The sequence below is a fragment of the Periweissella cryptocerci genome, assembly GCF_004358325.1.
Taxonomy (GTDB): Bacteria; Bacillota; Bacilli; order Lactobacillales; family Lactobacillaceae; genus Periweissella; species Periweissella cryptocerci.
Map to the genome: position 1 here is coordinate 2,640,477 of NZ_CP037940.1, position 26,617 is coordinate 2,667,093.

The 26,617-nt window shown below is 41.1% G+C and carries 21 protein-coding genes and 1 riboswitch; of the genes, 20 read left to right on the forward strand and 1 reads right to left on the reverse strand.

The window, feature by feature from the left end:
- Window positions 1-50: 50 nt before the first annotated feature.
- The 4 genes from EQG49_RS11800 (at window position 51) to EQG49_RS11815 (ending at window position 4,780) form a co-directional block, all read left to right on the forward strand.
- On the forward strand, window positions 51-980 hold the full coding sequence (locus EQG49_RS11800) for a DNA adenine methylase (protein ID WP_133364165.1): 930 nt from the start codon (window positions 51-53) through the stop codon (window positions 978-980).
- Window positions 981-1,374: 394 nt separating this feature from the next.
- Entirely contained in the window at window positions 1,375-2,184 is an 810-nt protein-coding gene (locus EQG49_RS11805; protein ID WP_133364166.1) for a DNA-methyltransferase, read from the forward strand.
- A 22-nt stretch (window positions 2,185-2,206) separates the two neighbouring features.
- Complete coding sequence (locus tag EQG49_RS11810; RefSeq protein WP_133364167.1) at window positions 2,207-3,127, forward strand: type II restriction endonuclease; 921 nt, start codon at window positions 2,207-2,209, stop codon at window positions 3,125-3,127.
- 1,176 nt (window positions 3,128-4,303) lie between these two features.
- The gene (locus EQG49_RS11815) at window positions 4,304-4,780 is read left to right on the forward strand and encodes a hypothetical protein (protein WP_133364168.1); all 477 of its coding nucleotides are present in this window, start codon (window positions 4,304-4,306) and stop codon (window positions 4,778-4,780) included.
- A 118-nt stretch (window positions 4,781-4,898) separates the two neighbouring features.
- Here the strand turns inward: EQG49_RS11815 and EQG49_RS11820 are convergent, their stop codons facing one another.
- Window positions 4,899-6,221, reverse strand: coding sequence for a D-serine ammonia-lyase (locus EQG49_RS11820; RefSeq protein WP_133364169.1), 1,323 nt, complete (start codon window positions 6,219-6,221; stop codon window positions 4,899-4,901).
- Between the two features lie 220 nt (window positions 6,222-6,441).
- Here EQG49_RS11820 and EQG49_RS11825 point away from each other — a divergent pair, with 220 nt between their 5' ends.
- From EQG49_RS11825 to lepA, 16 genes are all read left to right on the forward strand, one after another.
- Complete coding sequence (locus EQG49_RS11825) at window positions 6,442-7,215, forward strand: NUDIX domain-containing protein (RefSeq protein WP_133364170.1); 774 nt, start codon at window positions 6,442-6,444, stop codon at window positions 7,213-7,215.
- 146 nt (window positions 7,216-7,361) lie between these two features.
- Entirely contained in the window at window positions 7,362-8,489 is a 1,128-nt protein-coding gene (locus tag EQG49_RS11830) for an AAA family ATPase (protein ID WP_243115715.1), read from the forward strand.
- 62 nt (window positions 8,490-8,551) lie between these two features.
- Window positions 8,552-9,334 (forward strand): nicotinamide riboside transporter PnuC, encoded by a 783-nt coding sequence (gene pnuC, locus EQG49_RS11835; RefSeq protein WP_133364171.1) that lies wholly within the window; start codon window positions 8,552-8,554, stop codon window positions 9,332-9,334.
- Window positions 9,335-10,269: 935 nt separating this feature from the next.
- Window positions 10,270-11,397, forward strand: coding sequence for a 5-methyltetrahydropteroyltriglutamate--homocysteine S-methyltransferase (locus EQG49_RS11840; RefSeq protein ID WP_133364172.1), 1,128 nt, complete (start codon window positions 10,270-10,272; stop codon window positions 11,395-11,397).
- Window positions 11,398-11,678: 281 nt separating this feature from the next.
- Window positions 11,679-13,340 carry a hypothetical protein gene (locus tag EQG49_RS11845; RefSeq protein WP_133364173.1) on the forward strand — a complete coding sequence of 554 codons (1,662 nt, stop codon included), beginning with the start codon at window positions 11,679-11,681 and terminating at the stop codon, window positions 13,338-13,340.
- 18 nt (window positions 13,341-13,358) lie between these two features.
- The gene (locus EQG49_RS11850) at window positions 13,359-14,966 is read left to right on the forward strand and encodes a hypothetical protein (RefSeq protein WP_133364174.1); all 1,608 of its coding nucleotides are present in this window, start codon (window positions 13,359-13,361) and stop codon (window positions 14,964-14,966) included.
- A gap of 472 nt (window positions 14,967-15,438) precedes the next feature.
- Window positions 15,439-16,080 (forward strand): C40 family peptidase, encoded by a 642-nt coding sequence (locus EQG49_RS11855; protein WP_133364175.1) that lies wholly within the window; start codon window positions 15,439-15,441, stop codon window positions 16,078-16,080.
- A 320-nt stretch (window positions 16,081-16,400) separates the two neighbouring features.
- Entirely contained in the window at window positions 16,401-16,910 is a 510-nt protein-coding gene (locus EQG49_RS11860; RefSeq protein WP_133364176.1) for a hypothetical protein, read from the forward strand.
- 12 nt (window positions 16,911-16,922) lie between these two features.
- A complete protein-coding gene (locus EQG49_RS11865) occupies window positions 16,923-17,921 on the forward strand; it encodes a hypothetical protein (RefSeq protein ID WP_133364177.1) in 999 nt (332 codons plus the stop codon).
- Between the two features lie 46 nt (window positions 17,922-17,967).
- On the forward strand, window positions 17,968-19,056 hold the full coding sequence (locus EQG49_RS11870; protein WP_133364178.1) for a hypothetical protein: 1,089 nt from the start codon (window positions 17,968-17,970) through the stop codon (window positions 19,054-19,056).
- Window positions 19,057-19,164: 108 nt separating this feature from the next.
- Window positions 19,165-19,262: riboswitch (TPP riboswitch) on the forward strand.
- 222 nt (window positions 19,263-19,484) lie between these two features.
- Window positions 19,485-20,012: an energy coupling factor transporter S component ThiW gene (gene thiW / locus EQG49_RS11875; RefSeq protein ID WP_133364179.1), complete on the forward strand. Its 528-nt coding sequence runs from the start codon at window positions 19,485-19,487 to the stop codon at window positions 20,010-20,012.
- A gap of 621 nt (window positions 20,013-20,633) precedes the next feature.
- Complete coding sequence (locus EQG49_RS11880; protein ID WP_133364180.1) at window positions 20,634-21,032, forward strand: GntR family transcriptional regulator; 399 nt, start codon at window positions 20,634-20,636, stop codon at window positions 21,030-21,032.
- The gene (locus tag EQG49_RS11885; RefSeq protein WP_165964892.1) at window positions 20,995-21,885 is read left to right on the forward strand and encodes an ATP-binding cassette domain-containing protein; all 891 of its coding nucleotides are present in this window, start codon (window positions 20,995-20,997) and stop codon (window positions 21,883-21,885) included. The genes EQG49_RS11880 and EQG49_RS11885 overlap by 38 nt, the downstream gene beginning before the upstream one ends.
- A 10-nt stretch (window positions 21,886-21,895) precedes the next feature.
- Complete coding sequence (locus EQG49_RS11890; protein WP_133364182.1) at window positions 21,896-23,020, forward strand: hypothetical protein; 1,125 nt, start codon at window positions 21,896-21,898, stop codon at window positions 23,018-23,020.
- A gap of 211 nt (window positions 23,021-23,231) precedes the next feature.
- Window positions 23,232-24,431 carry a hypothetical protein gene (locus EQG49_RS11895; RefSeq protein WP_133364183.1) on the forward strand — a complete coding sequence of 400 codons (1,200 nt, stop codon included), beginning with the start codon at window positions 23,232-23,234 and terminating at the stop codon, window positions 24,429-24,431.
- Window positions 24,432-24,708: 277 nt separating this feature from the next.
- Entirely contained in the window at window positions 24,709-26,553 is a 1,845-nt protein-coding gene (gene lepA, locus EQG49_RS11900) for a translation elongation factor 4 (protein WP_133364184.1), read from the forward strand.
- The last annotated feature ends 64 nt before the right edge of the window (window positions 26,554-26,617 follow it).

A 26,617-nucleotide genomic window follows, 5' to 3' on the forward strand; every position in this document is an offset into this window, starting at 1 on the left:
GATGTTACACTGATTTAGCACAAAAAATTAAATAGAGGAGGTTGATTAGCATGAATACTGATTCATTAACACAATCAATCAAAGCGCCAAAACCGATTACAAAATGGACGGGGGGGAAAAGGCAATTGTTACCTGAATTGAACGCCTTAAAGCCCCAAAATTTTAACCGTTATTTTGAACCATTCATTGGTGGAGCTGCATTTTTACTGGACATGTTGCCAGAGAAAGCAACTATTAATGATTGGAATAGTGAACTAATCAATGCATATCGAGTGGTTAAGGATAACCCAGCTGCTTTGTTAGTAAAACTAGAAGAACACCAAGCGCTAAACAATAATCAAGAATACGAACAGGCTAAGGAACACTATCTTGAAGTGAGAGCATTAGACCGAAGTGCTGATTGGGAAGAACTTAGCATTGATAACGAATCGAATGTAGAACGTGCTGCACGCATTCTTTACATGCTTCGTGTAGATTTCAATGGGCTCTACCGAGTAAATTCAAAGAATCAATTTAACGTCCCTTATGGCCGTTACAAGAACCCAAAGATTGTCGATACTGATAATATTATGGCGGTGTCGGCATACCTTAATAATAACAATGTAGAAATTCTCAACGGAGACTTTGGTGATGCTGTGTCAAAGGCGGTTAAGAATGATTTTGTTTACTTTGATCCACCTTACGCACCGCTTGATGCAACTAGCTCATTCACAAGTTATACAGCTGAGGGCTTTGGACTTGAAGAGCAAATCCGTTTACGTGATTTGTTTAATTCATTGTCAGAAAGTGGGGTTAAGGTTGTTCTTTCAAATAGTTCATCAGAACTAATTTATGAATTATATAATGAAAATAACGCACCACGAGCTAACATTCATACTGTTGGGGCGACTCGAATGATTAATTCAGTCGCAGCAAAGCGCGGTAAAATCAACGAAGTTATCATTACTAACTATCCAGATAGCGAGGCATTTGAACCATGATAGTCGACTAATTGTTGAAGCAAGCCAACAAACGAGTGGTTACTGATTTCATTAATGGGTATGGATTAAGTTAAGAGCTCACAACTGACTATATTGAATCAGGATTGGAAGCTAGTTTTTGTTGTTGCTTGCAGAAAGCAACCAAGATGAAGAAGCTCCAGACTATTGAACTAGTTTAGGCTGTTACGGCGAAAAGTAAAATTGACCATAAGCATTTGCGACTGATTCAGATGCTTATGGATTGAAGTGGAAAATATAAACACTTTAATAATTCAGTAATACCAGGTGTTTAGCTGATATTAAATAAATAGACCTCTGTAGAATTAATTGATACAATCAGTATATGGCACAGTTTTTTTCTTATATCGTGAAACGAAAAAAAGGGGAGACATGGATGGACATATTTGATGATGCACTCGAGTTAAACGAAGAAGTAACACCATATTATACGAGTGAGCAGGTGATGTTATTGCATGGGGATGCATTTGAAACATTAGCACAGGTTAAAGACGAATCTGTTGATGCGTTTATCACTGACCCACCATATTTTCTTAGCAATGGTGGTTTTTCTAATTCAGGGGGGAAAGTTGTTTCAGTTGATAAGGGGGATTGGGACAAGGCTGAAAACGTCGATGTAGAGGAATTTTACAGCAAGTTGCTAGACGAAGCTCGTCGAGTATTGAAACCCAATGGTGCGTTATGGATATTTGGAACAATGCACAACATCTACACACTAGGCTATTTGCTAAAGAAGAAAGATTGGGCGATTCTAAATAATGTCACTTGGCAGAAGTCAAATCCTGCACCAAACCTAAGTCGCCGTATGTTTACACACTCGACTGAAACAATTCTCTGGGCGAAAAAAGAGAAAAAAGCTAAGCAAACTTTTAATTATGACCTTATGCGTGAATACAACGGTGGCAAGCAGATGAAGGACGTTTGGACGACTAGCACCATTAGGAATTCAGAACGTATCTTTGGAAAACATCCGACCCAAAAACCACTAGCATTAATGGAACGTATTATTGAAGCCTCAACAGGTAAGGGGGATGTGATTATTGACCCGTTTGTTGGGTCAGGAACAACTGCATTAGCTGGGATGATCCATGGTCGTCAAGTCATAGGTGTAGACCTAGAAACAGAATATTTAGATATTGCTAAGGCTAGAATTAAGAATCAAGAATTGACGTTAGACTTAAATTAAAAACAAAAGGAAGAATCTCAACATGTTAAGTTTTGATGAATATATGAAGCAATCAGACGACAGCAAGCTGAAAAACTTTATGGATACCCTTGCAATTAGTAACCGTAAGCCCACCTACTATGTGAATTGGGATAAAGTTTACAACAATTCAGATAAGTACGAATATGAATTAAATGCTTTAAACTTCTTGATTGGTAAGGATAACATTGAAAACGAAGCAACCAAAGTGTTCACGGAACACCCAGAATTATTAAAGGTAATGCCAGCACTAATTGCTAGCCGTGAAGCAGATTTAGACGTTTTAAAAATTGATGATGAAGCAGACTTTAGTTTTTACAACGTTAACTTTAAGAAGATTGATGACACAAAAATTACTGAGTATGTAGATTTTCTGAGTGAAGCGGGAGTGTTGAACTTTATTCAAAAACACGCTAAGAAGTCACTCGTAGATTATGTTTATGGTGTTGAGGTAGGGATTGATAGTAACGGACGAAAAAACCGTTCAGGCAAGCAAAATGAAGAAATCTTAGAAATTAATTTGAAAAAGTTGGTTAAGGGTACGAACTTAGAATGGGGAACGCAAGTGACCGCCGATGAAATTAAAGCACGGTGGAATTTGGACGTACCGATTGATAAATCAACACGTATCTACGATGGTGTAGTGTATAACCCAGATAACAAGGGAATCACAATCATTGAAACCAATTTCTATGGTTCAGGTGGTTCTAAGTTGAAGTCCGTTGCGGGTGAATTTACGGAATTACAAGCCTTGTTTAACACAGAAGCTACTGAGACGGACATACGGTTTGTGTGGATTAGTGATGGTAAGGTGGGGTGGACAACGGCCAAGAAACCAATGGCAGCGGCCTTTACACATATTCCACATATCATTAACTTAGCGATGGTTGATGCTGGCTACTTGGAAGCAATAGTAAAAAAATAACAGCATGTGAGCTAACAGCTAACGTAGCAACTATTATGAAATCTAGCTTCCATAAATTGGCCTACTCAAAAAGAACAAATTAAATAGTATCTGGAGAGGGCATGAGAAGTAAATAGGGCATTATGGAACCTAAATTTAGAATAAAAGTTATTGAAGATGTTGTTTAATATACATTAGTTAGTATGAATTATCATTAGTATTTTCAATCAAATACAAAAACAGGAGGCCAGACATTTTCGTCTAACCTCCTATTTACTTACAATGATACTTCAGTTGCAACACCATCTACGGCATCAATTTGAGTTACGACAACCCATGCTGATACCGGTGTCATATATTTAAAAATTGCGAGTGTTTTTGCTGCTGCCATATGCATTTCCTCCATTTAATGTGAGTGCGCCAGAACTGGATTTGTTGGATTCTCATACCGGTGATTCTAGCTGACTAGGATGTTTTGGGTTACATATAGTTAAGCGAGTGGCGCGGGCGTTTGTTCCGTGGTTTTAACAAAGTAATCGTTGATGCCGGGGAGTGCTGATAATAGAGTCAGTCAATGAATAACACATTTGGTATTATTTGTGGTAACATACAACGAGGGTGACATATGCTTAAAGTTAAGTGAAGTTTTAATGCACTTTGTTGATTTCATTATCGAATATTTAGGTTGCCAACAACGGCAGGGGATGTCACATATCCACATATAGTGTATTTGCTGTTAATTATTATTTTTTTCATGAGTGAAAAGGAGTTGATGGCCGTTATGAGTGAAAAAGGGAAAAATATTTTGAACAAAGTAGTGGTGTCGCTAATTACAGATTCCGTAAAATCCGTCATTATGTGGGTGGCAACCTAAGTATTCGATGTGTGTCAATTATTGGAATGTTTAACGAGGAAGATTATGTGGGTACTTTTTGCGCACTCATAATTTTTCACCAGCCTAGTAAATACGGCAATTGACTGCAATTTTTTCTCCTTCCTATGCATTTCGTAACAAGATAGACAAATTATGTCTACCACATTGTATATAGTGATAGTACCAACTAGATTGCCGACTATTGTTGATTTCAGATGAAATCTTTATGCGGATTGATTCGCGCGAACAAGGAGGATAGGGCAGTTGGTAGCAAATTACTATTATATTCGGAAAATAACGAAGCAAATGAAGGGGAAATAAAAATGACAAAACTGGTAACAGAAAAGAAGCTTATTAAATGGCTTGGTAAAAAAGAGATTCAACTTTCGCAGCATGATGCAAAACAAATCATGGGCGTTTTGGAAAAGTACAATAATGGCAAGAAAATGGATGCTGTAACTGAAAGTGTGCAAAATTACTTTGACGACTATCGAAATTACGATCTTGACAGCTTGCGGGCAGTATTGGAATTAGCTGATGGGAGCGCACTGTTTGCTGATATAAAGTCATACACTACCTCTGCACGGTGGGACTTGTTATGGGGACGCGATGTAAGTGGTCCGATTAAGCGAGTTTTCCATAGTGAAGAATTTGTTCTGGGCAGCGATTCATACCTTGATAATGAGGAATATGTAGATATGGATGCAGTTGATTTGATTAATCATGTGCGGAAATTCAATTTGAGTGAATTTACAAAGTTAGGTGAATTGATTCAAGAACATGGTGGGTTAGTAAAATAATGGTTATTTTCTAGCGCGGGATTGTCGCTTCTGTACTTTTCAATCAATCGCAAATCCAAAAAAGTTCAGCACATCCCAAGATGGATGCGCTGAACTTTTTCATTTGGTTACGTAATTATTACTTACTAAATACAGGAGTATCCCGTGCTAATAGTTCACGCCCATATTCGTAGTACGAATGCATAATATCGGTAGGTACCATTGAGCCACCAGTTGCCCAAACGATATGGGTCGCATTTTGGGCACGGGGACCATAGATGGGATGTTGCATCACATCGGTCAGGGCTTTCATGCCAATAGTTGATGAAGGCTCAAGCCAAATATTTTCGGCATCGGCTAATTCAGCCAGGTATTTGAACATGCGGTCCTCAGTGCTAGTCGCGATGCCAGCTAACAAGCCCCGCATGTAGACGCCCGCAATCTTAGAGGGTCGCCCGACCGCCAGACCATCCGCACGCGTTTGACCATCAATACCAACGTCATAAACTGTGATATCGTTGTTGAGCTGGGTTTCCATGCCAACGAGGACGGAGGGAATATGCGCAGGTTCAACGAAAATTGGATAGACGTTGGCGCCAAACATCATTTTTAAGCCAAAAGCAACGCCCGAAGGTGAACCACCGACACCAGCCGGCAAATAAACAAAGAGCGGGTGATCCGCGTCGACCGGAATATTAGCGGCCGCAAGTTGGGCTTTGATTCGAGGTCCTGCAGTTGCATAGCCTAAAAATAAATCGGTGGAAGCTTCATCATCGACAAAGTAACTCCGCATATCTTGGCTGGAAGCTTTGCGGGCCGCTGCGACGGCATTAGAGAAATTATCATCATATACGACAACTTCGACACCGTTTGCACGCAGTTTGGCAATCTTCCAAGCGACAGCGTCTTTTGACATGTGAATACAAGTTTGGAACCCCAGGGTGCTCGCCATCAACCCAACACTTAGCCCTAAGTTTCCAGTCGAGGCGACTTCGATTTTGTGTTGAGCGAAGAAATCGCGGAATTTTGCTGAGTTGAATTTGGTGTAATCGTCGGTGGTTGAGAAACCGAGGTGGGCAATCGCCAAAGACTCCGCGTATTTCAACACTTCGTAGAGGCCACCACGGGATTTGATTGAGCCAGACACTGGCATTTTGTTGTCTTCTTTTAAATAAAGTTGGCCGTGAATTGGCGTATCCGCGCTCAAATGTTGTTGCATGTTGGGGATTTTAGTTAGCGGTGATTCGATAATGCCATGTGTGGCGCGGGTATCGGGGAAAACTAGTGCGAGGTAAGGCGCAAAACGTTCAAAACGCTTGGTAGCAGCTAAAACATCGGCCACGCCAAACGGTAACGTGAATTCTTGTTGGTATTCAGGGTTATTCCAGAATAATTCCTGGTATGTGAGCAGATCATCTAAAATCGGGTGGGTTGCTTTAAGTGCTTCAACATCGATTGCCATAGTTTCGTCCTCATTCTTTTAGTTGATATGGTAATTATCGCTGTTTTAATATTTAGTACAAGACTTCATGTCGGGAAAGCTGACATCTAAAAATGCAAATATTTTGTGTCAGTGAGATGGTAATTTGGTAAATTAACGTATTTAATTGCCGAAGTATGTTAAGCTGAACCCACACAGATTAATAATAAAAGTTATTAAAATACAAAGAAGGGACGTTACGATGAATTTTTCCAGTAAAGCAGCTGAACGTCAATATTATGAAACGGAGGCAACGGAAGCAGAATTTCTCGCGTGGTATGCCGCATACGATTTAGCAACGTATGCCAAGCCGAGTTTAGCGGTCGATAATGTCATTTTTGGGTACGATGCGGATACCGAACAGGTCAAAGTCTTATTGGTGCGGCGGAAACAACATCCATTTCAGGGGAAATGGGCGTTACCGGGTGCATTTGTCCGCCCAAATGAAGATACCACGCAGACAACAATCCGTGGGGTGCTAGGTGAGACGGGGATTTTACTAAATGAGCAACACGTCGAACAACTCAAAACGATTGGCACCCCAAATCGTGATCCACGGGGGTGGATTATCACGGTGTCGCACATCGCTTATCTACCAACGATGCAAGTTGTAGTAGCGCGCGATGACGTCGTTGAAGCACGTTGGTTTAGTTTTACAAAGCACGGGGATGAGTTCACAGTTGCAGGTATTGATTTGGCAGATTTAGCGTTTGACCATGCGGAAATCTTACAAACAGCGTTCCAACGCGTGGCTAATCGCTTGAGCTATGCACCAACTATTTTGCAAATCTTAGGCCCAACATTTTCCCTACCACAGGCGCAAAATGTGTACGCGCAATTTCTTGCGAAGGATTTTAGCGGGAATCTGGGTAGTAACTTCAAAACGGTTTATGGCAAATTATTTACCGAAACTGGTTTGACGGTTTCAACGAAGGGCAAGGGGCGCCCGGCCAAATTGTACGTCTTAAAGGATTAGCGGTTGTGGTAGTTTGACGGTGAATGGTACAAAGCGTGTTGTGTTAGTCGGGGGATGTGAATAGACGTTAGGCATCATAGTGGGAAGCGGTGGCTAACGTTATCGGTTATTTTTAATAAAATATATTAAAAGGAATGAGGGGAATCATGCGTAAGAAGATTGCAGGTAACAGAATTGGGGTGTATTTTGGTACGTTTGCGCCATTCCACATCGGGCACTATTCCGTGGCGATGAAGGCAAAGCGCCAAAATGATGGTGCGGTGGTGATTGCTTCAGGGCGAGACGACGACCGCGGCACTAAAATCGGCTTGGGGGTCGATAAGCGTTTCCGCTATGTCCGCGAAGTTTTTCGCAATGATGAGTTAGTGGCGGTTGGCAAGTTAAATGAAAGTCAGGCCAACATTCCGGCGGCGCCACATGGTTGGCCGTTATGGCTGGATGAGGTTGAAAAACAAATCAAAACGTTGATTGTTAATCCCGCCGCGAAACTGACTTTTTACGTCGGTGAGGCGGATTATGCGCAACGAATTCGCGCATTACGGCCACAGTATGAAGTTGAGGTGTTAGATCGGAGCGATTTGAAGATTTCCGCGACTGAAATTCGGAAGGATCCCATGAAAAACTGGAATTACATTACCACCCCATTTCGGCGCCATTTTTCCAAGCATGTGTTAATTTCTGGGGGCGGTAGTGTGGGTAAAACGACGTTGGTCCAAGATCTGGCCCGCAGTTATGGTTCACCATATTCACTGGAGTACGCGCGTGATTATCAGGAAAAAAACGGTATTTTCGATGAAGAGCTCACGGCAATGGATTATCAAAAGTTATTACTGGGGCAATATAATCGTACGAGTTCAGTCATTAATGGATCAACTAATAATGGGCTGGTGTTTGCCGATACTAATTCGACAGCGACAAAAGCGTATATGGATTATTATTTGGCAAAAACGGCGACGGCAATCGAACTGGAAGTTTTAGATGGCATGTACCAAAACACAATTGCGCAGGAGCAGTGGGACTTGATTATCATCGTGCCCCCATATGCGGATTATTATGATGATGGGGTGCGCGATATGAATATGGGCGACCAACATATTCGTGAATTATTTACTCAACATCTGGTTGATTTGTTCCGGGACGCGGGTTTGGGGGATAAATTAGTGATTTTGGATAGCGCATTTAGCGAGGCGGATCCGCATGGCTATTACGGACGGTTTAAGCAGGCGCAACAGCTAATCGCCGAACACCTCCATATTAATTTGGGGAACGTATAAAGTTGGCTAGCAGTTAGCAACATACAATAGTTGGAGTACACACACACTTGGGGGAGCAACAGATGCAAACAATTAAGCACATAGGACCCGGATTACGGGCGACGTTTAAACCAGCACGTTTGGTGGGGGATTTCATTACTTTATCGGGCAAAGATTTCATTTTGCTGGGGATGATGTTAATTGCAACCATTGCAGCGTTTATTTTTGGGCAAGATTTCTCGGTATTGGGCGTCGTGTCGTTTGTTGTCGGCATCGCGACGGTGGCAAATTTAATCTTGATTGACCGGGGACGGCTGACGAATTACGCGTGGGGGATGATTTCGACATTGACGTGGTTGATTATTGCGTGGCATAACCATTTAATTGGCGATATCACCACGCAAATATTTTTCTTCATCATGCAATTTGTGGGGATTGCGGTGTGGCACAAATCAATCACAGATAACCACGATGAGCATGGAGAAATTATCGCCAAGAAGCTTAGTCGGCGCCAAATGGTGGTGTTAGCGGTGATTTTATTAATCGCCTATTTCGTCCAAGTTTATCTGTCACGCCAGCTTCACGGCACGCAAATTTGGCTGGATTCAGCGGTCTTACCATTGAATATTGCCGCTGAAATCTTGATGATTTACGGTTTTGCGAGCCAATGGTTCATGTGGACGCTGATTAATTTGATTAATATCGTCATTTGGATTAACCAACTTCACGCGGGTGGCGTTGGTTCAACCTCAATGCTAATTTTGCAAATCGTGATGACGATTAATGGCATGTGGGGGTGGTATTTGTGGAATAAATCCGCTAATACACAGCAGACCACGAGTGATTTTGAAAAGGAATTGGTGTAACACGGGTAATATAAAAATTGCATTCTGCACACTTTTCTAATTTATTTTTAATAAAACGGTTGACAATCGTATGTAGTGGGCTTAAACTGATGGCAATCACTTGCGATGAAGAGATAAGTACTTGATTAACATTGGCGCCAGCGAGCGTTCATTTGGTGAAAGAACGCCCAATGTGATTTTGGAAAATGGTCTTGGAGCAAACGGAATGTGAGCAAGATGTTGTTAGCATTCCCCGGGATACGCCCGTTATAGCGTGCCGAGTTAACGCTAATTATGGTTGACTTGATGAGGTTGCCCTAGTGATTGGGCAATAAACGCAGGTGGTAACACGAGTAAATTCGTCCCGCAGTCTAAAATTTTAGGCTGCGGGATTTTTTGGCTCCGTTTTGTCTGACGTGGGATTGGATAAACTTGGCCACTTCGTGCCGGTAAATTGCTTGGCGCACCACGCTGGAAGCGCATTGCCAAGCCGAAGTGCTGTCTTGGCAAACTCGGACAAGCTGGGACTCTAAGGAATAAATTCTTAAGACTCCTCATCTCATCCTCAGCGGCGACATGTGTTACACACATATCACCCCAGCCGCGGTGTAAAGGCTACGCCCGCCAAGCAATTTACCGGCACTACGTTAGTTAGGTATAATGCCAAATCAGCGGAAAACTAGTACCAAGCACAAACCGCAGTGGCATGGGAAAAACACTGGGGGCAGCGAATTTATAACAAACCGAATTTATAACAAACGAAAAGGGGGCTACCAAATGGTGCAAGCATTGAAAATTTATTATTTACACGCGAATGCGAAAGTGACGGCAATCTTGCTATTTGGTAGTGGCGCCGTGGTAAATGCGACCATGTGGTGGTAACTAGCAGTGAATTGGCGGGATTGTACCGCCAAGTTTAGCGATGAAAATCACCAGGAATATGGGGAGAAAAACACATGCCAAATACACAAACACAACAAAAAATTGGGTTCCAACACGTTGGTTCATTCTTACGCCCAACAGCATTGAAGACAGCTCGGGCCGAATTTGCAGCCAATGAAATTACAGCCGCGCAATTACGCACCGTGGAAGATGACGCAATTACCGCACTGGTTGCTAAGCAAAAAGCAGTCGGCTTGGACGTGGTCACAGACGGCGAATTTCGGCGAGCATACTGGCACTTGGACAACTTCTGGGGCTTTGGGGGCGTTGAAAAAATTAAATTTGGTGAAGGGTATCTATTTGCCCACGAAGAAACCAAAGACGACTCAGCCCGGTTGAATGGCCGATTGAGTTTTATCGCTGCCACGCATCCAGTGATTGCCGATTTTGGTTTCTTACAAAAAGTTGCCACCGAACAAAACATTCAAGCCAAAATAACGTTACCATCGCCAGCACAATTTTATTCGGAACTCGTGCGGGGGATCAACGCCAGCGAAATTGAAAAATACTATGATTCAGATGAAGCGTTATTCACCGATATCAAACGCGTTTACCACGAAGAAATTTTAGCGTTATATGATTTGGGTGCCCGCATTGTCCAATTGGATGATTGCACGTGGGGGATGTTAGTCGATCCGCACTTTTGGAATACGATCGCAGGTGCTGGTTTCGATCCGCAAAAATTACAAGCCATCTATGTCGATTTGAATAATGGCGCCATTGCGGATTTACCAGCCGATTTGACGGTTAATACCCACGTGTGCCGGGGGAATTTTCATTCTGATTGGGCCGCTCAAGGTGGTTACGATACTGTCGCCGACGTGTTGTTTGGGCAAGAAAATGTCAGCAGCTATTTCTTAGAATACGACAGCGACCGCGCTGGGAGCTTCGCACCATTAGCGAAAGTCAGTGGGGATAAACGTGTGGTCTTGGGCTTGATTACGACCAAGTCTGGTGAATTAGAAGACAAACAAACGATTATTAACCGCATTCAAGAAGCAACCACATACCTACCATTAGAGCGTTTGTGGTTAAGCACCCAATGCGGATTTGCTTCAACGGAGGAAGGTAATATTTTAACGGAAGACCAGCAGTGGGCGAAGTTAGCATTAGTCAAAGAAATTCTGGTTGAAGTGTTTTAGTTGGAATAAGTAAAGTTAGTTCAATGTTAGGCTGGGTGATTCTGCTGGAATCTCCAGCCTTTTTGATTTCGCTCTCAGTCCATCAATCAGTGCTTTTAATTATCTGATTAATGGACGGGAACTTTGAGGTTAAGACTACCCGGAAGAAGGACGATTACGGCTGCCTTGATTAATATAGTAGATTATTGTAATTGAATAGCTTAATCAATGAATATTCATATTTACTTGCGAAAATAGAACTATAGATGGTAATAATAGTTAAGATTAGTGAGGAGAATAATATGGCTTCAGAACAATTTATCAAGGAAAACATCAGTCAATTTTTTGACGATTTAGGTGGTGTAAAAGTTTTTGTAACCCCAAATATTTCTGAAAAACAATTAGTTAATGCTTCAAAAGTAGTGGGTATAGATGCCGGATTAATTTTGGCAATTGCAGATACTACCTTGCTGAATAGTGGTAAAGGTGGCTACGTATTTACTGGTTCTAAGGTACTATATAAAGCTACAATGACAGATCCGGTTTCAATGGACTATGAAGCCATTGAGAGTGTTGAACAAGTAGATAAAGTTACGAAAGATAAAAAAGGAAGAGATGTTCACTCATATTCTTTAGAATTCACCCTTAAGGATGGGTCAACAGTAAAATGGGAAGAAGGGATAATGGACACTGGTGGAACAAATAAAGGTGTAGCAGATTTCTTGTACATTTTGATTTCGGAATTGGCAGATGGGGACGAATTTGAGGAAACAAACCAGCTACTAGAACTTCAGGATTTTGGTGATGAGGTTATTTTGGCTTATTTGAAAATTATTGTTAATTACTTACGGAGTGATGATGGCTTGATTGACCCAACTGAAAACAGTAGCTTGTTGGGAATTATTAGTTCTGTACGGCTGTCTAAAGCTGCCGGTGAAGAGTTACGAGAGTACCGGCTGAATCCAGCAAACGTGTTGGAAAACGATGAGCTATTGAGTGTTTTAAAAGAAAATATTCCAACGGGTAGTCAGGATACAGTGTTCCAATCATTGGGAAACAACCTTGTGTTAGTTAAGGAACTAAAATTTAAGGCACTAATGCAAAATACTATGTTTGTTGAATTAGAACAAAAATTGGGTTTAACAGATGATCAAATAAAATTCTTTATTAGAAGTGTTGAACAAGATAAAAAAATTATCACTGAACGCTTAAATGATACCCAAGCTGAAGCTGCTACAAAAGAGCTAACGGCATTAGCAGGTGGAGCTGGTGTGACGTTAGCAGCACTTGCTGTTACCGGTGGTGTTTCAGGTGGTGTTTCAACAGGACTTTTAACGTTGGCTTTTGCAAGTACTGGTGGCATGTTGATTGGCGTTGGAGCAATTGCCGGTGCTGGATATTTAGCTTACAAAGGTATGAAATATCTTACAGTCGGTAAAGAGATGGAGAAAAATCAAGTACGACAAGAGTTGCTTCAAGCAAGTATTAAAAAGTTGAAAATTTCAACTACAATCTTGCTCGAAGATGTTAACTGGGTTACCACCAAGTTAGCAGATGCACTTGACGACGTTGATAGTTTATCTGATACAAATAATTTAATCATGACAAAGATTAAGATGCTGAAGCAAATCACAGCAAGTTCAAAGGTTGTTATGGATGACCAGTCAGATGCACAAAAAGAGCTTACCATTGCAAACTTAGTTAATGTTTTGAATATAGATAAATTCAATGATTTGGCGTCTAAAAATGTGAACTCAGTGAAGTTCAAAGAATTTGTGATGAATGCATATAATGAGGAAACAAGTGACGACGGGAAAAATAAATTTGTGCTACGGCAAGATTTGGATGAAGATTATCTTGAAAAAGTCCGGGCAATTTTGGAAACAATCGGATATTTTGATATGAAGGAATCTGCAGTCTCAGATATGAAAAATTCCGTTAAAAAAATGTTTGGTGGTTCATAAAATATAGTAGGTGAATTTATGATGAATGAAGGACAACGTAACAAAGACAATAAATTGTATGATGAAATGGCTGAATTGCTCGCAACTGACACTGCTATGCATGAAGCGGCATCTGCACAGATGGATACGAATTATCGTCAGTTAGAAGAGTTAAAAAACAATGTGCAATCCGTAAAAAATCAGCAAGTAGACATTCTGGATGACTTAGATGCTTTGTTAGCTGCAAATGTTAAGACGTCAGAATTTGATGATTTTGAACAGCAACTTGCGGAGGAATCAAGCGAAAAGCGAAGTCGAAATATTTTACAGACGATGGATATATCGGATGACTGGAAAGAACTGTTGGAAGATAACCGTGCGTATGCTAAGGAAATAAATTTTGATATTTCAAATCCTTATTTGAAATTGTTTAGTACACAAGAATTTGCGACATTGAGCCATCAATTGGTAGATAAGTATGAAATTTCTAAATTAGAGAAAAAGGATTATGCATTTGCAGCGGTTGTCGGAATTATTATGGGACTAGTTGATGCTTTTCTTGTCGGTTCTATTACTGATGGTAATAATCCCTTAACCAAAAATGCTCAAGGGAAATTAAGTAAAGAAGTAGATAATTTGTATGCTTCGGTTGTTCAAAAGATGGGACGAAATATAAAGATTAATGAAATTTTGGCAAATAAAAACGATTATATTGCAAGCCAAGCCAAAAAAGGATTACAGCCATCTTCTAAAAAGCTCGAGCAATTTGACAGTTTAGTTGACATTGCAAAAAATGCTGATCGAAAAAAAGCTATTGGGTATTTGGAAAAACACTTTAAGGTGAATTATGATGCTTCTAACAACGCGCATGTTCTTAGCGGAAACGTAACTGGCATAAACGCATCTAACCATCACCTGTTGAGTTTGTCACATGATCCAGGACCAATGGGGTTGATTATGGGTATTTTCGATCAATTGACAAACAAGTCAACGATGATTGGAACTGATGGCAGTATAGTGAGAGTGGTGACTGACAACGCATCTAGTTTATCCGGTGAAGGCAATATTATTAAGCGCATAATCGATGCTGTTGTTAATTGGTTTGGACATACGATGTCTGACGTTGCGGGGACAAGTGGTTCCGTTGGGCGTGGTGCAGGATTGCCGGTTCCATTTTATGCAATCACGCAAGAGCTGCAGTTTGGTAAATTTGATGCCAATGGCAGTGAAATGAATGCTGCAGGACTTGCCGAATCGCTTTATAAGCAAGGATATGATGTGCGGGCTTTTACTGCACAAGCCATCCCGGTTTTAGTAGCAGAAGTGTTAGTGCGGCTATATTGGGCGTTTAAGCAGAAATTTTATTATGGCAAAACTTGGAAGGAAAGTTTGCCAATTGGCAATAAACCGGATTTGGCAAAGTTGTTGCTTGTGGCAATTGCGACATTTGAAACAATTGATGTAGCTGACGCGATTATGAGAAATGGTATAACACCAGCGATATTGTTCCGTTTAAACTTTGGTGGCCTAGTTGATCTTGGATTCAGATCTATTCAAGTTGCCAGAAATTATAGTAAACATATCAAACATTTGCAGAAGCTTGATGATGATTTGCAAGCTGAATGGGATCGATTGTTAGTAACGTAAAAGATGTATATTCATTTTAATGGTATCGAATTGGTGATGAACCATGTTTAATTCAAAAAAACGTACATCAATACTATCGATAGCAATTAATGGAGTGGTGAAATCAGGTACGGCGACAGAGGTTGATTGTGGTCGGTAAGGCAAAAAAACATGAGGTTGATTTAATCGAAAGTCCTAACTTGCTGCGTGCAGATTAGGGCTTATTCGTATTGAGAAACAGATAAGTATACTAGTCGAAGCACACGGTAACACTTGCGAATATGGTAAAGTAAATTTCGTGAATGATGCTAATTTACCAAGTATGATTCTAATGTAAGGTTTTGTTCTCAGCAAATTCCTAATGAATCGATTACAAATAATAAGCAATGTGACACAATTCGGTAATGCAACCGATACCATTTCTGTAACATTGTGAGAATATACTAATGAGTATTGAAATACGACAATTAACGAAATTTGGAGTTCACATAATATGAAAAATAAGCTTGGTAAATTAGTTTTTGCGTGTGTTGCGACTTTAATCACAATTGTGGCGACTAGTGGAATTGTTAGTGCGGATAGCACCAGCGTTCAGGTAGTTAAAGGCGACACGTTGACGTCACTTGCTAAGAAGTATAATGTCACGGTAAGTGCGATTAAAAGCGAAAATAATTTGAACTCTGACGTAATTAAAATTGGCCAAACTTTGGTAATTGGCGATGATAGCGCGACACCTGCCACTAGTACGGGTACAACCACAGTTACCCCCGCAACAACCGCACCTTACCAAGGCGTGGCTGAATATGCCCAACGCTTCATTGGTACGCATTATGTATGGGGTGGTATGAGTCCGCGTGGATTTGATTGCTCAGGTTTAGTCGCATATAGTTTTGCGCACAAAGCCGGTGTAAAATTACCACACAGTTCGGCCCGCCAAGCAGCCGTAACTAAGCGCATTGCCGTTGCCAACGTTAAAGCCGGTGATTTATTATTCTGGTCATCAAATGGCCGTGTCTACCACGTTGGTCTAGCAATTAGTAATAAGAAATTTGTCCAAGCCCCAGAAGCTGGTAAGCGGGTCGAAATTTCAAGCATTGCCAAATGGCACCCATCATTTGCCGGCCGTGTTAAATAATAATCAATAAACAGACGATGAAATCACACCAAGATTTCATCGTTTTTTTTTTGCTATATTTTTTCTACCGTGGGATTGTCGTTTCTGTACTGTTTAATCATCCAATTACTGAAGTTCAATTGTCAGTGGTTTTTCCATGCTACTGCGACCGGTGGTTGGTAACTGCTTTTTGCTAGTTACATTATTCCTAAGTAACGCAGTGGCCAAGTTTATTCAATCCCAGTCAGACAGAACGGAGCCGTAATTTTCCCCTTAGTTCATAAACTGTTCATAATTTTATGCTAATCTTAAAAGTAACTATTAATACGGATTGGAGATAAATGATGTTAAGAAAGTTTTTTGGATTGGATGATACTACTAAAGTCAATGCGGATGAAAAACAAGTCATCCCAACCGTAACCAGTTTTGAAGAGTTAAAAGACCGTTCATTTAAGGATGGATACATGACCCTCACGCCAGAAGAATTGCTACAATTGATGGCAATTGGTGCTAAACCGGGTGATTTGTTAACGCTGGATGAATTCGGCGATGTGACATTGTTAGATAACGACGGAGTGGAACGTAGTAGTGACCAACGTGCATTCAGAGTGTTTAGCGACGATGACACTGAAATCTATCAAGTGTCATCACAGAGTGTGGTTGACTATGAAATTGAAAATTATGGAAAAAGCAAGACCGAAATCTTAGCTAAAATTCCCAAACGCGTGGTTACCAGTGTCAATGATGAAGAAAAGACACTCGAACTATTGGCGGAAGCTACTAAAAAACTAACAAGTTTACAAAAGCGAACGGAAAAAATAGTAGCGAGCATTGCAGAATTCAAAGAATAGAGCGGTGGCTAGATGACAATTCAAAATAACCTCACGGCGACACTTAAATATGAAAACGATGCACTAGCCAACATGTTGGCACAAGTGTTACCAGATGAAGCTTTGATTGTGTTGCAAGGTAAACGGCTGGTCAATATTATCGATGCCGGCAGTGTGCTTGATCAGCCCGATAGTTCATTTAGTGTTCAGAAAATCGAACCACAAAAATTAACCGTGCGCGTTGAAGCGCAAAAAGGAAGTGTCCAAAAGCAAAGTAATGTAAATGATGCATTGCTGGCATTTACCGAATTGGAACAAACCGTCAGCAATAAAATTACCGCGATAACCCGAAAAATCAACCAACTTAAACCAACTACGTCATTGCTGCAAATTGAACAACTAAAAACAGAGTTATTGCGGGCTGAGTTTAAACTTGAGGCGGTTAAAAATGAATTTACAGAAAGATCAGCTGAAGTTTGGGATTTGCAAAACGAAATTAAGCTACATAAGCCAGCGCCAATTAGCGTCAAACCCAGTACCGATAACTTTAACGCAGCAATTTTGCAGGGGGAAATGCCAACGGTTGCTAGCGCTTTACTCGAACATAAAGGCAGCGAAATCAATCCGTTCATGGTTGGGGACACATTTATCCTACAAGAAGCATATACGTTATATGAAATCGAGTTTAATATTAAGCGGGCAATCACCGGTGAAGATGCAAAAAAACAAATTAAGCAGTGCAAAAAAATGGATTCATTCGCGGATGAATATAATCCGGATTTAAATGATTTATACGTCTTACATCTTACATTAACGGGAGATGACGTTAGGGACTATCTGGCTTATGTTGATTTATTTGGTTGGACTGAATCCGGGGACTATCGTGAACATGATGCATATATTATTGCAACTGAATATCGGAATGATTCGGTGCAAGTTGTAATTGGGAGTGTCTATGTAAAAGGCGTCAAACCGTTGTTGCGAATCAGCGACTCAGATGACTCGTATTATCGAATTGCCATATTGGGCTAGTTAGTGAGGGTGAATTAGTTGTAAGCATGAAAATGGAGGAGTGGCGATGCCAATTGCAAATTATTTAGATTTATCACAACTTTACGCCAAAACAGATTTAGTCTCACGGTTTGCCCGCGTGCTGGATGATGGGGATTACGTTGTTTTTCAAGATGATGAAATTAAATTTTTTAATAAAGGGCAAGCAAAATCCGTAGTAGTAAACATGGATGAAGTTGCTCGGACAGCTCATGAACTCGTTTATGTAGTTCACGAATGTACGCCGAAGCTGTCTAAAATTGACGATATTATGGCACAATGTGCACTCATAAAAGATAATATTGCCAAGCTGGAAGAAAATATTACAAAAATCGAAAAGGGAACTAATACATGTGTTACCCAAGATAACCGCATCACGCGGGAAAAGTGTCTGGCAGAGATAGGTCAGCAACTAGAAAACCAATTAGCCATGATTGTTAAACAGGAAACTAAGCTCAAGCAGCAAAATGAATTGAGTGCGGTTTTAACACAACAAATTGAACAAATAAACACTGAAAAAGAACGGCAGGAAGTCGACGCTCAGGCGGAAAATAATATCCTTAAACAAGGAAACCACGATTTTCATGGTGTGCCGCAACTAGGCGACTACTATGGGGGCGAAGAGAATCCATTGCCAGCGGGTGAATGGGGATGGATTGAACCCCGTGATGCCAAACCTAAGAACGCGGCAAAATTATTAGTGCGAACGACCGAGGTGGTTCGTGGTGAGCAAGCGGCCACGATTGCCCGTTGGAACTCAATTAATGATTCGTTTTCTTCTGGCGATGAGGATATTGATGAGACTGAAGATGAGTGGATTGTATTTGGCATTGAAATTTATCCAATTAATGTGAAACGGAAGCTTGCCGAAAAAGTCGCAAGTGATATTAATTTCTGGAGAGCAGCAACCATTGATGAGGATATAGAATATGAGCGTTACTTGTACTTACTAATATCCGAAAATATGGAAAGTAAGTTAATTCATGCAACTAAAACCCAAACTTCTATGAATTTGCTAATGATGGCTCAAGTAGGAATTAATGATGCTGTTCGTGTAGGAATTACTGATAAAGATTTTATGCCGCAATGGATTGAGGTCCGAAAAGCTGGGGAATAGCTAGTTTAATTGATGTTCCAATTAAACTCACCAACATTTACTGGATGCTTCATCCAAAACCGCTTTAACTACCAAAAAACTTGTGTTACACTCAATTGGTAATCAAATATTATGCACTAGGGGTGCCGTTTAGCGGCTGAGAGACAATGTCGACCCTTTGAACCTGTTGAGTTTGAACTCGCGTAGGGAAGTGGTTAAACATTGGCAGAGTGCCGCTGTTTGGCTGTCTTTATGCAGTCGAACGGCGGTTTTTTAGTGCGGTTGGGGGGATTGATCAGAAATAAAGCTAGGTGTGGGAGCGCACAACTAGTACTCAAATATTTTGCGAGGGAACCCGATTGTTGCATACAACGCCACGGGGTGAGAGGTAACTGGTAGTTACGACCGCTAATTCAAGTAGCAATTTGAAGAGAGGGTTTGGTCAAAAAATGACAAATGTATTGAAGCGCCAAGTACGCACGCGCAAATTAATCGCCACGGCAATTTTATCCGCGATGAGTTACGTCTTATCAACGGTATTTGTATTCCCAAATATGGCGCCATTTCAACATTTTATCGATGTTTTAGCAGCAGTACTCCTAGGTCCGGGTTATGCGACGGCCGCAGCAATTATGACGGGATTGGCACGGATGGGCTTTGAAGGTCGGCCAGCAACCAGTGTCGTCAGCATTTTGGTGGCACCAGCTTTGGCGGCAATCCTTTACCGACTGAGCGGAAAAATCTATATGGCGGTTATTGGTGAAGTAGTGGGGGTCGGCTTGTTTGGCGCCTTGTTCTCATATCCCGTGATGAAATTAATTTACGGGTTAGATTTACACCATTTCTATTTCTATATTCCGTTTTTCATTCCCTCGGCATTAGTTGGTGCAGTCCTCGGCGGCTGGGTTTTGTATTTACTGAATCATGGGCAGTTGGCTAAAATGCAACAAAGCTTTGGTACGCAGTTAGATGAGTGAACACGTAACAATTGACCGCAAATAAGCGGTCAGTTCCGATAGATTTTTAAATAAAAGTCCTGATTTCTATGCTAAGCGGGTTAGAAATCAGGACTTTTTTGACGTTCACGTCTGACGTGGAATTTATAAAATGTGATGAGATGTATGATGCTGCTGCGTGCCTACTCAAACTAACGAAGAGGCTGGAAACAGGCTGGACTTTAGCTCGCACCGTGATGGCATAATCAGTAACGGGTTTCGTTACTGATTATGGATTTGTGAAGATGGTTACCGCGTTAGCGAACCAAGCTTCGCAAACATTTGAAGACCGCACTGTGGCTTCAAATGCTTGTCTTCCATCACGGTGTCCAGACTGGTTCCAGACACGTAGTGGGAATCAATCTGAGACGCATATCTAAATTCCACGCTAGAAAAAAATAGCCCTTTTTTGATGCTTGATTTTAATGTTGTTAATTAGCTTATTGCGTATGACAAATCTTTTAATTGCTACATGCAAACAATGGGTTAAATACGCCCGAATTACATAAATTTCTTTACATGTTGCAGTGTACTACGTATAGTAATACACATGGCACACAAACATTGTGCTTAGAAGCATAGAAAGTTGGTGAAACTTTGAATATGAATCAAAAAAGTGGGCGACCACTTTATGAGCAACTCATGTATGGGATTAAAGAAGATATTTTGTTGGGGATTTTACAGGTGGGGGATAAGTTACCATCGGTTCGTGAAATGGCCCAACGACAATTGGTTAATCCGAATACAGTCGCGAAAGCATACAAGGCGTTGGAGGCGCAAGGAATTATTGAAACTGTGCTAGGGCGTGGCACGTTTGTCGCGATGCAGTTGAGTGGTGATGTGGATGATCGGCAGTTGCAAATTTTTAAGCAGCAGCTGAGCGAGCTTTTGACGGAAGCGACCTACATGGGATTAACAGAACAAAAAATGCAAGCTTTGGTTGCAGAGTGGTATGGGGGAAATCATGGAATTAAAAGTAAACAATTTAGCGAAAATGATTAATAAACATGTCGTATTGAATGACATTAGTTTTACGGTTAAGCAAGGTGAAGTTTTAGGAATTATTGGGCGGAATGGGGTTGGTAAAACAACGTTATTTCGGACGATGATGGGGCAATATTTGGCGGATCAAGGAACCGTGGGAATTGATGACCAGCTGGTTAGTGATGATTTGGAATTACGGCAAAATATGTTCTTTATTGATCAGCAGAATAATTATTTGACGGATTATACGCCAGCGCAGATTGCCAAGATGTATAGCTTGTTATACGACAAGTTTGACAGTGACCGATTTTTGACGGTAGTCCAAGAGCATCATTTGCCAATGGATAGTCGTTATCGTAGTTATTCAAAGGGGATGCAGGGGCTATTTAACGTCTTGTTGGCGCTTGCCTCGAAAGCCCAATTCATAATTTTGGATGAACCACTCGATGGCTTGGATGTATTAGTGCGAGAAACGGTGAAGCGCGTTTTGATAGATGCAGTGCAAACACAACATATTAGTATTTTGATTTCATCGCATAATTTAACGGAATTGGATACATTGATTGATCGAGCAATTATATTGGCTGACGCGCGCATTGCCCGTGAGTACACATTGGAATCATCGCGTGAAAATGCCCGCAAAATTCAATTAGTATTTCGTGAAGAAACCCCGGATTTCATTAGTGAATATGGAACGATAGTTGAACAGCGGGGGCGCGTTATTGTTGTGGTATTCAACGACTATAACCGCAAAATTGATGAAATGATCGCGCATAGCGCACCGTTGTTATTTGAAGATTTACCATTGAACTTGGAGGACTTGTTCCGGACGACGCTGGTTAATGAAGCGGATTATGTGTTGGAAAAGTAGGGGGAACGAAATGAAGTTATTTAAATTATTATGGCAACGTTATAAAGTGCTTGTCTTAACTGTGATGATAGTGATTGTGGGAAGCTTTGCAGTCACCACGGCCAATGATATTCATCAATGGAATCAAGCTAATGTGTATCTGCACTCAGAAAAATTTGCGCAACAATATACTGCGCATCCAGATGATTTTGATAGCTCGGTGCTAAATGATGATAGCAAAGTCGTGCAAAAACGAGTGAAGCCAATTAGTGAGATTCAAAAGCGGGGAACGGCGAAATTCTGGAATAATCAATTTAGTTATGCAGGTCCCCACAATTTGCGAAATATGCCACTCGAACCGTCGCTTTTTGTCTTAGCAATGATTTTGGTAGCGACATTTGTCTTACTGGTGATGGACACAGCCAAGAATTTCAATAGTCTATTATTCGCATCGCGGTACAAAAGGATATCAATTTTTTGGACTAAATTAGCAATTATTGTTGGTCTACCAACGTTATTGACGGTAATTGGTGAGGTACTGTACTTTGGTGCAATCTATCTCGCAATTCCAAATAGCGCATATAACGTTGGTGGGTATCTTACACCGATAAATGTGTTAGCAGTTAGCGCGTTCTTTATATTCGGAATTGGTTTGATTGTGTTAACTACGCAAATTATTGGCCAAACCCTGTGGGCGTTGATTTTAATTGGTGGCTTTGGTTTGTCGACAATTTTCTTTGCCCATGCGGTTAGCAATGTTTATCTCGACGTCGCAACAAACGTCCTGCATATGTCGACAACGGCGGCGCTTTCGATGATGGATAATCTGTTAACAGCGCAACGAATATTGATTATTGTGTTTGTGGTAGGTGTAATTGGTATCGTTTTTGCAAGCATTTTGTACAGTCGCTTCTCGTTTGAACGCAATGGTGATTTTGTAATGTTTGAAAAACTGAAGTGGCCCCTGTGGATTACCACTTTGGTATATACAACGTTCTCGATTAGCGAAGAAGTACAACCGTGGAACAACGGCTATATGCGCGCACAAATGGTGTATGTTATCTTGACGATTGGGGTGATTGTCTTTATCAATGCCGTGATGTTCATCTTAATTTTTAAACCACGTGTTGGCTGGTGGCACCGTAAAGTGGCATAACCATACAAAATGGCTCGATTTCTCCTTAGTGATCTAAGGGGAAGTCGAGCTATTTGCCGTGAGGTGAAAAGCCCGCATTGAGACGAAATTTTTGTAAAAGTGGCAACGTTAAGTCGCGTAAATTGTGTGTTAATTTGCAGAGGAGTAAAATTTAATTAGATAGTAAACGAATGCAAATATTGCAAAAAATTTAGAAAATGGGGAAAGTAAAATGAAACGATTTATAAAAATTCCGATGATTTTAGCGATGTTATTGGTAATGGCAATTTGTTTTGTAATGAATGCACCGAATGTTTCGGCGAGCACGTATAACAAATATTACACCGTAACCAACACCAATAAGAATTCCATTAAGAAAAAACATTTCGTTCACGATGGCGATATTCTGTGGGATGACACGACATACCATTACCAAGCTATCTCTTCATTGCCATATATGTATTTTATCTCCGTTGATGAGGCTGATTGGCAGTGGGCGGATGATTCAATTGAGGATTCTAGCGGCGTGATTTTCCCAACCGTCGATGAGTTTTTGTATGGCGCGAAGGGTGATTACCGTGTTTGGTACAATTCACATGCTAAACCAACCGCATACGCATATGTGAAGAATAGCAACGGGAAAATTGTTAAAACGTACAAAATTGGTCAAACTGCTAAAAAAATTAAGATTAAATCAAACCAAAAATTAAAGCTAAGCCATGCCAAAGCCACCCGGCAAAAAGTGACAGTGCGAATTAAGTACAAAAATAGTTGGACGGGTTCAACGATTAGTTCGAAAAAATATCGGATTAACAAAGGTAGTATTAAGCAAATAAAAACGGTTCGTGTAGCCGGTTACCAACCGAAGAAAATTAACAAAAAATATGTGATTAACAAGCGTAAGACATTGACGTTTAAATTAATGCCAAAAAAGGCGTGGGTCAGTGTTAAATTTGTTAATAGTCGCAACGCTAAATTAGTGGCAACTAAAAAATATCTGACAAAGCCGTACGCCAAGAAGTACATTGCAACCTTTTCAAAGGTGGGGTATCAAGTGAAAAAAGGTGCTACTTATCGAATTAATAATAAAGTGTTAACTGTGAAAGTAGTGCCCAAGCAATTTGTCTATACGATTAAATATCAGCTGAAAACTACAGATGTTGATGACGGTTATAATGAAACGATTAAATATACAACGCTTGAAAAAGGGCAGAAATCGGTCTACTATGACCAGCGATTTGTCTATACACAAACGGACGTTGATTATACGGGGGTGTTAAGCTACAAGGGTACAGATTATTTTCCAACTGGGAATCCGCTTGCGCTCCAGAATTATGACAATAGTAAGTATGAATATCACACGACGGTAACTGGTGATAAGGTTATTACATTCAAGTTTTCCGATGATGGGGGGGATTGGGACTTTCAATAAATAGTAATACGTGATTCAGCAAAATATGCCATTAATTAGGTGGCAAATCGAACTTAATCGCGAGAAACTTGAGAACTGAGGGAAATCCTTAGTTCTTTTTTTCGCATTTACTGGTAAAATTATATAGTTAAGGTAAAGTACGGAATATTTTTATAGCAAATATAAAATTTCGGTTAGTCGTGCAGGTACTTTTTGACTGTCACGCTGTTCGTTAATCAAAATAAATTAAACTGCTGGTTATTTAGATACCAGCCTAATGAGAAAGGACGTCGCTTAAATGAATTTAGAAGAAATGCGAGAACGTCAAAAACATATTCGGAACTTTAGTATCGTCGCCCACATTGATCACGGTAAGTCGACCATTGCTGATCGTATCTTAGATTTAACCCACGCAATTACGGCCCGTGAAGCGCAAGACCAACTTTTGGATTCGATGGAGCTTGAACGTGAACGTGGCATAACTATCAAGATGAACTCCGTCGAATTGCACTATGACGCTGAAGATGGTGAAACTTATGTCTTTCACTTGATTGACACACCAGGTCACGTCGATTTCCAATATGAAGTATCCCGGGCACTTGCTGCTGGTGAAGGGGCGGTCTTAGTTGTTGATGCGGCCCAAGGGGTTGAAGCCCAAACCTTGTCAAACGTTTACTTGGCGATGGACAATGATTTGGAAATCGTGCCTTTGATTAACAAAATTGATTTACCAGCTGCTGAACCGGAAAAAGTTCGCGCTGAAATCGAAGACGTCATCGGAATCGACGCTTCTGAAGCAGTTTTGGCTTCCGCTAAGCAAGGTATCGGCATCAAGGAATTGCTTGAACAAATCGTGAAATCAGTGCCTGCGCCAGAAGGTGACATTGAAGCACCATTAAAAGCGTTGATCTTTGATTCAGCTTACGATGCGTATCGTGGGGTTGTATTGACAGTCCGTGTGCGTGAAGGAATTGTGCGCGTTGGTGACAAGATTAAGATGATGCACTCTGGTGCGGAATTTGAAGTCACTGAAGTCGGCGTTAACTCACCAAAACCGGTTCCCCGCGATTACTTGGGTGCCGGGGATGTTGGTTATATCACCGCAGCTATCAAGGACATCAAGAGCACGCGTTCTGGGGATACTATTACGCACGTGAAGAATCCCGCTGCTGAACCTTTGGAAGGTTACCGGACGATGAAGCCAATGGTTTATTCTGGTTTGTATCCAACCGATAACGCCAAGTTCACGGATTTGCGCGAAGCCCTTGAAAAGCTCCAACTTAATGACGCTGCCTTGGAATTTGAACCAGAAACATCACAAGCTTTGGGCTTTGGTTTCCGGACGGGATTCTTAGGATTGTTGCACATGGATGTTGTGCAAGAACGATTGGAACGTGAATTTGACCTCGACTTGATCACGACGGCGCCTTCCGTGACCTACAAGGTTACCAAGAACGACGGCACACAAGTTGAAGTGGCTAACCCAGCCGAAATGCCAGAAGTTAGTTCAATTCGTTTTATCGAAGAACCTTATGTCCATGCTAATATCATGGTGCCTAACGAATATGTTGGGGCGGTCATGGATTTGGCACAGCGCAAACGTGGTGAATTTGATACGATGGATTACTTGGATGACTCACGGGTTAACGTGAAGTACTTCATACCATTGTCAGAAATCATCTTCGACTTCTTCGATAAACTCAAGTCAAACACGCGTGGGTACGCTTCATTGGATTATGAAGAAGCTGGCTACCGTCAATCTGACTTGGTAACAATTGATATCTTGTTGAATTCTGAAAAGGTCGATGCTTTGAGTTTCATCGTGCACCGTGATTTTGCCGCTGAACGTGGGCGTATTATTACTGGTAAGCTGAAAAACATCATTCCCCGCCAGAACTTTGAAATTCCAGTGCAAGCAGCCATTGGGGCCAAAATTATTGCGCGGACGAATATCAAGGCCTACCGTAAGGATGTTACCGCTAAGATTCACACCGGTGATCCTGACCGTCGTGCTAAGTTGTTAGACAAGCAAAAACGTGGGAAAGCCCGGATGAAGTCGGTTGGTACCGTTGAAGTACCGCAGGAAGCCTTCATGGCCGTTCTTAAAACTGAGGACGATGATGAGTTCAAGAAGGGTCACTAGACTAGTTTTTAGTAGCCATTGAATTTGCCGTCATAAGTTTAAAACAGGCTCTATTTCGTCTGAC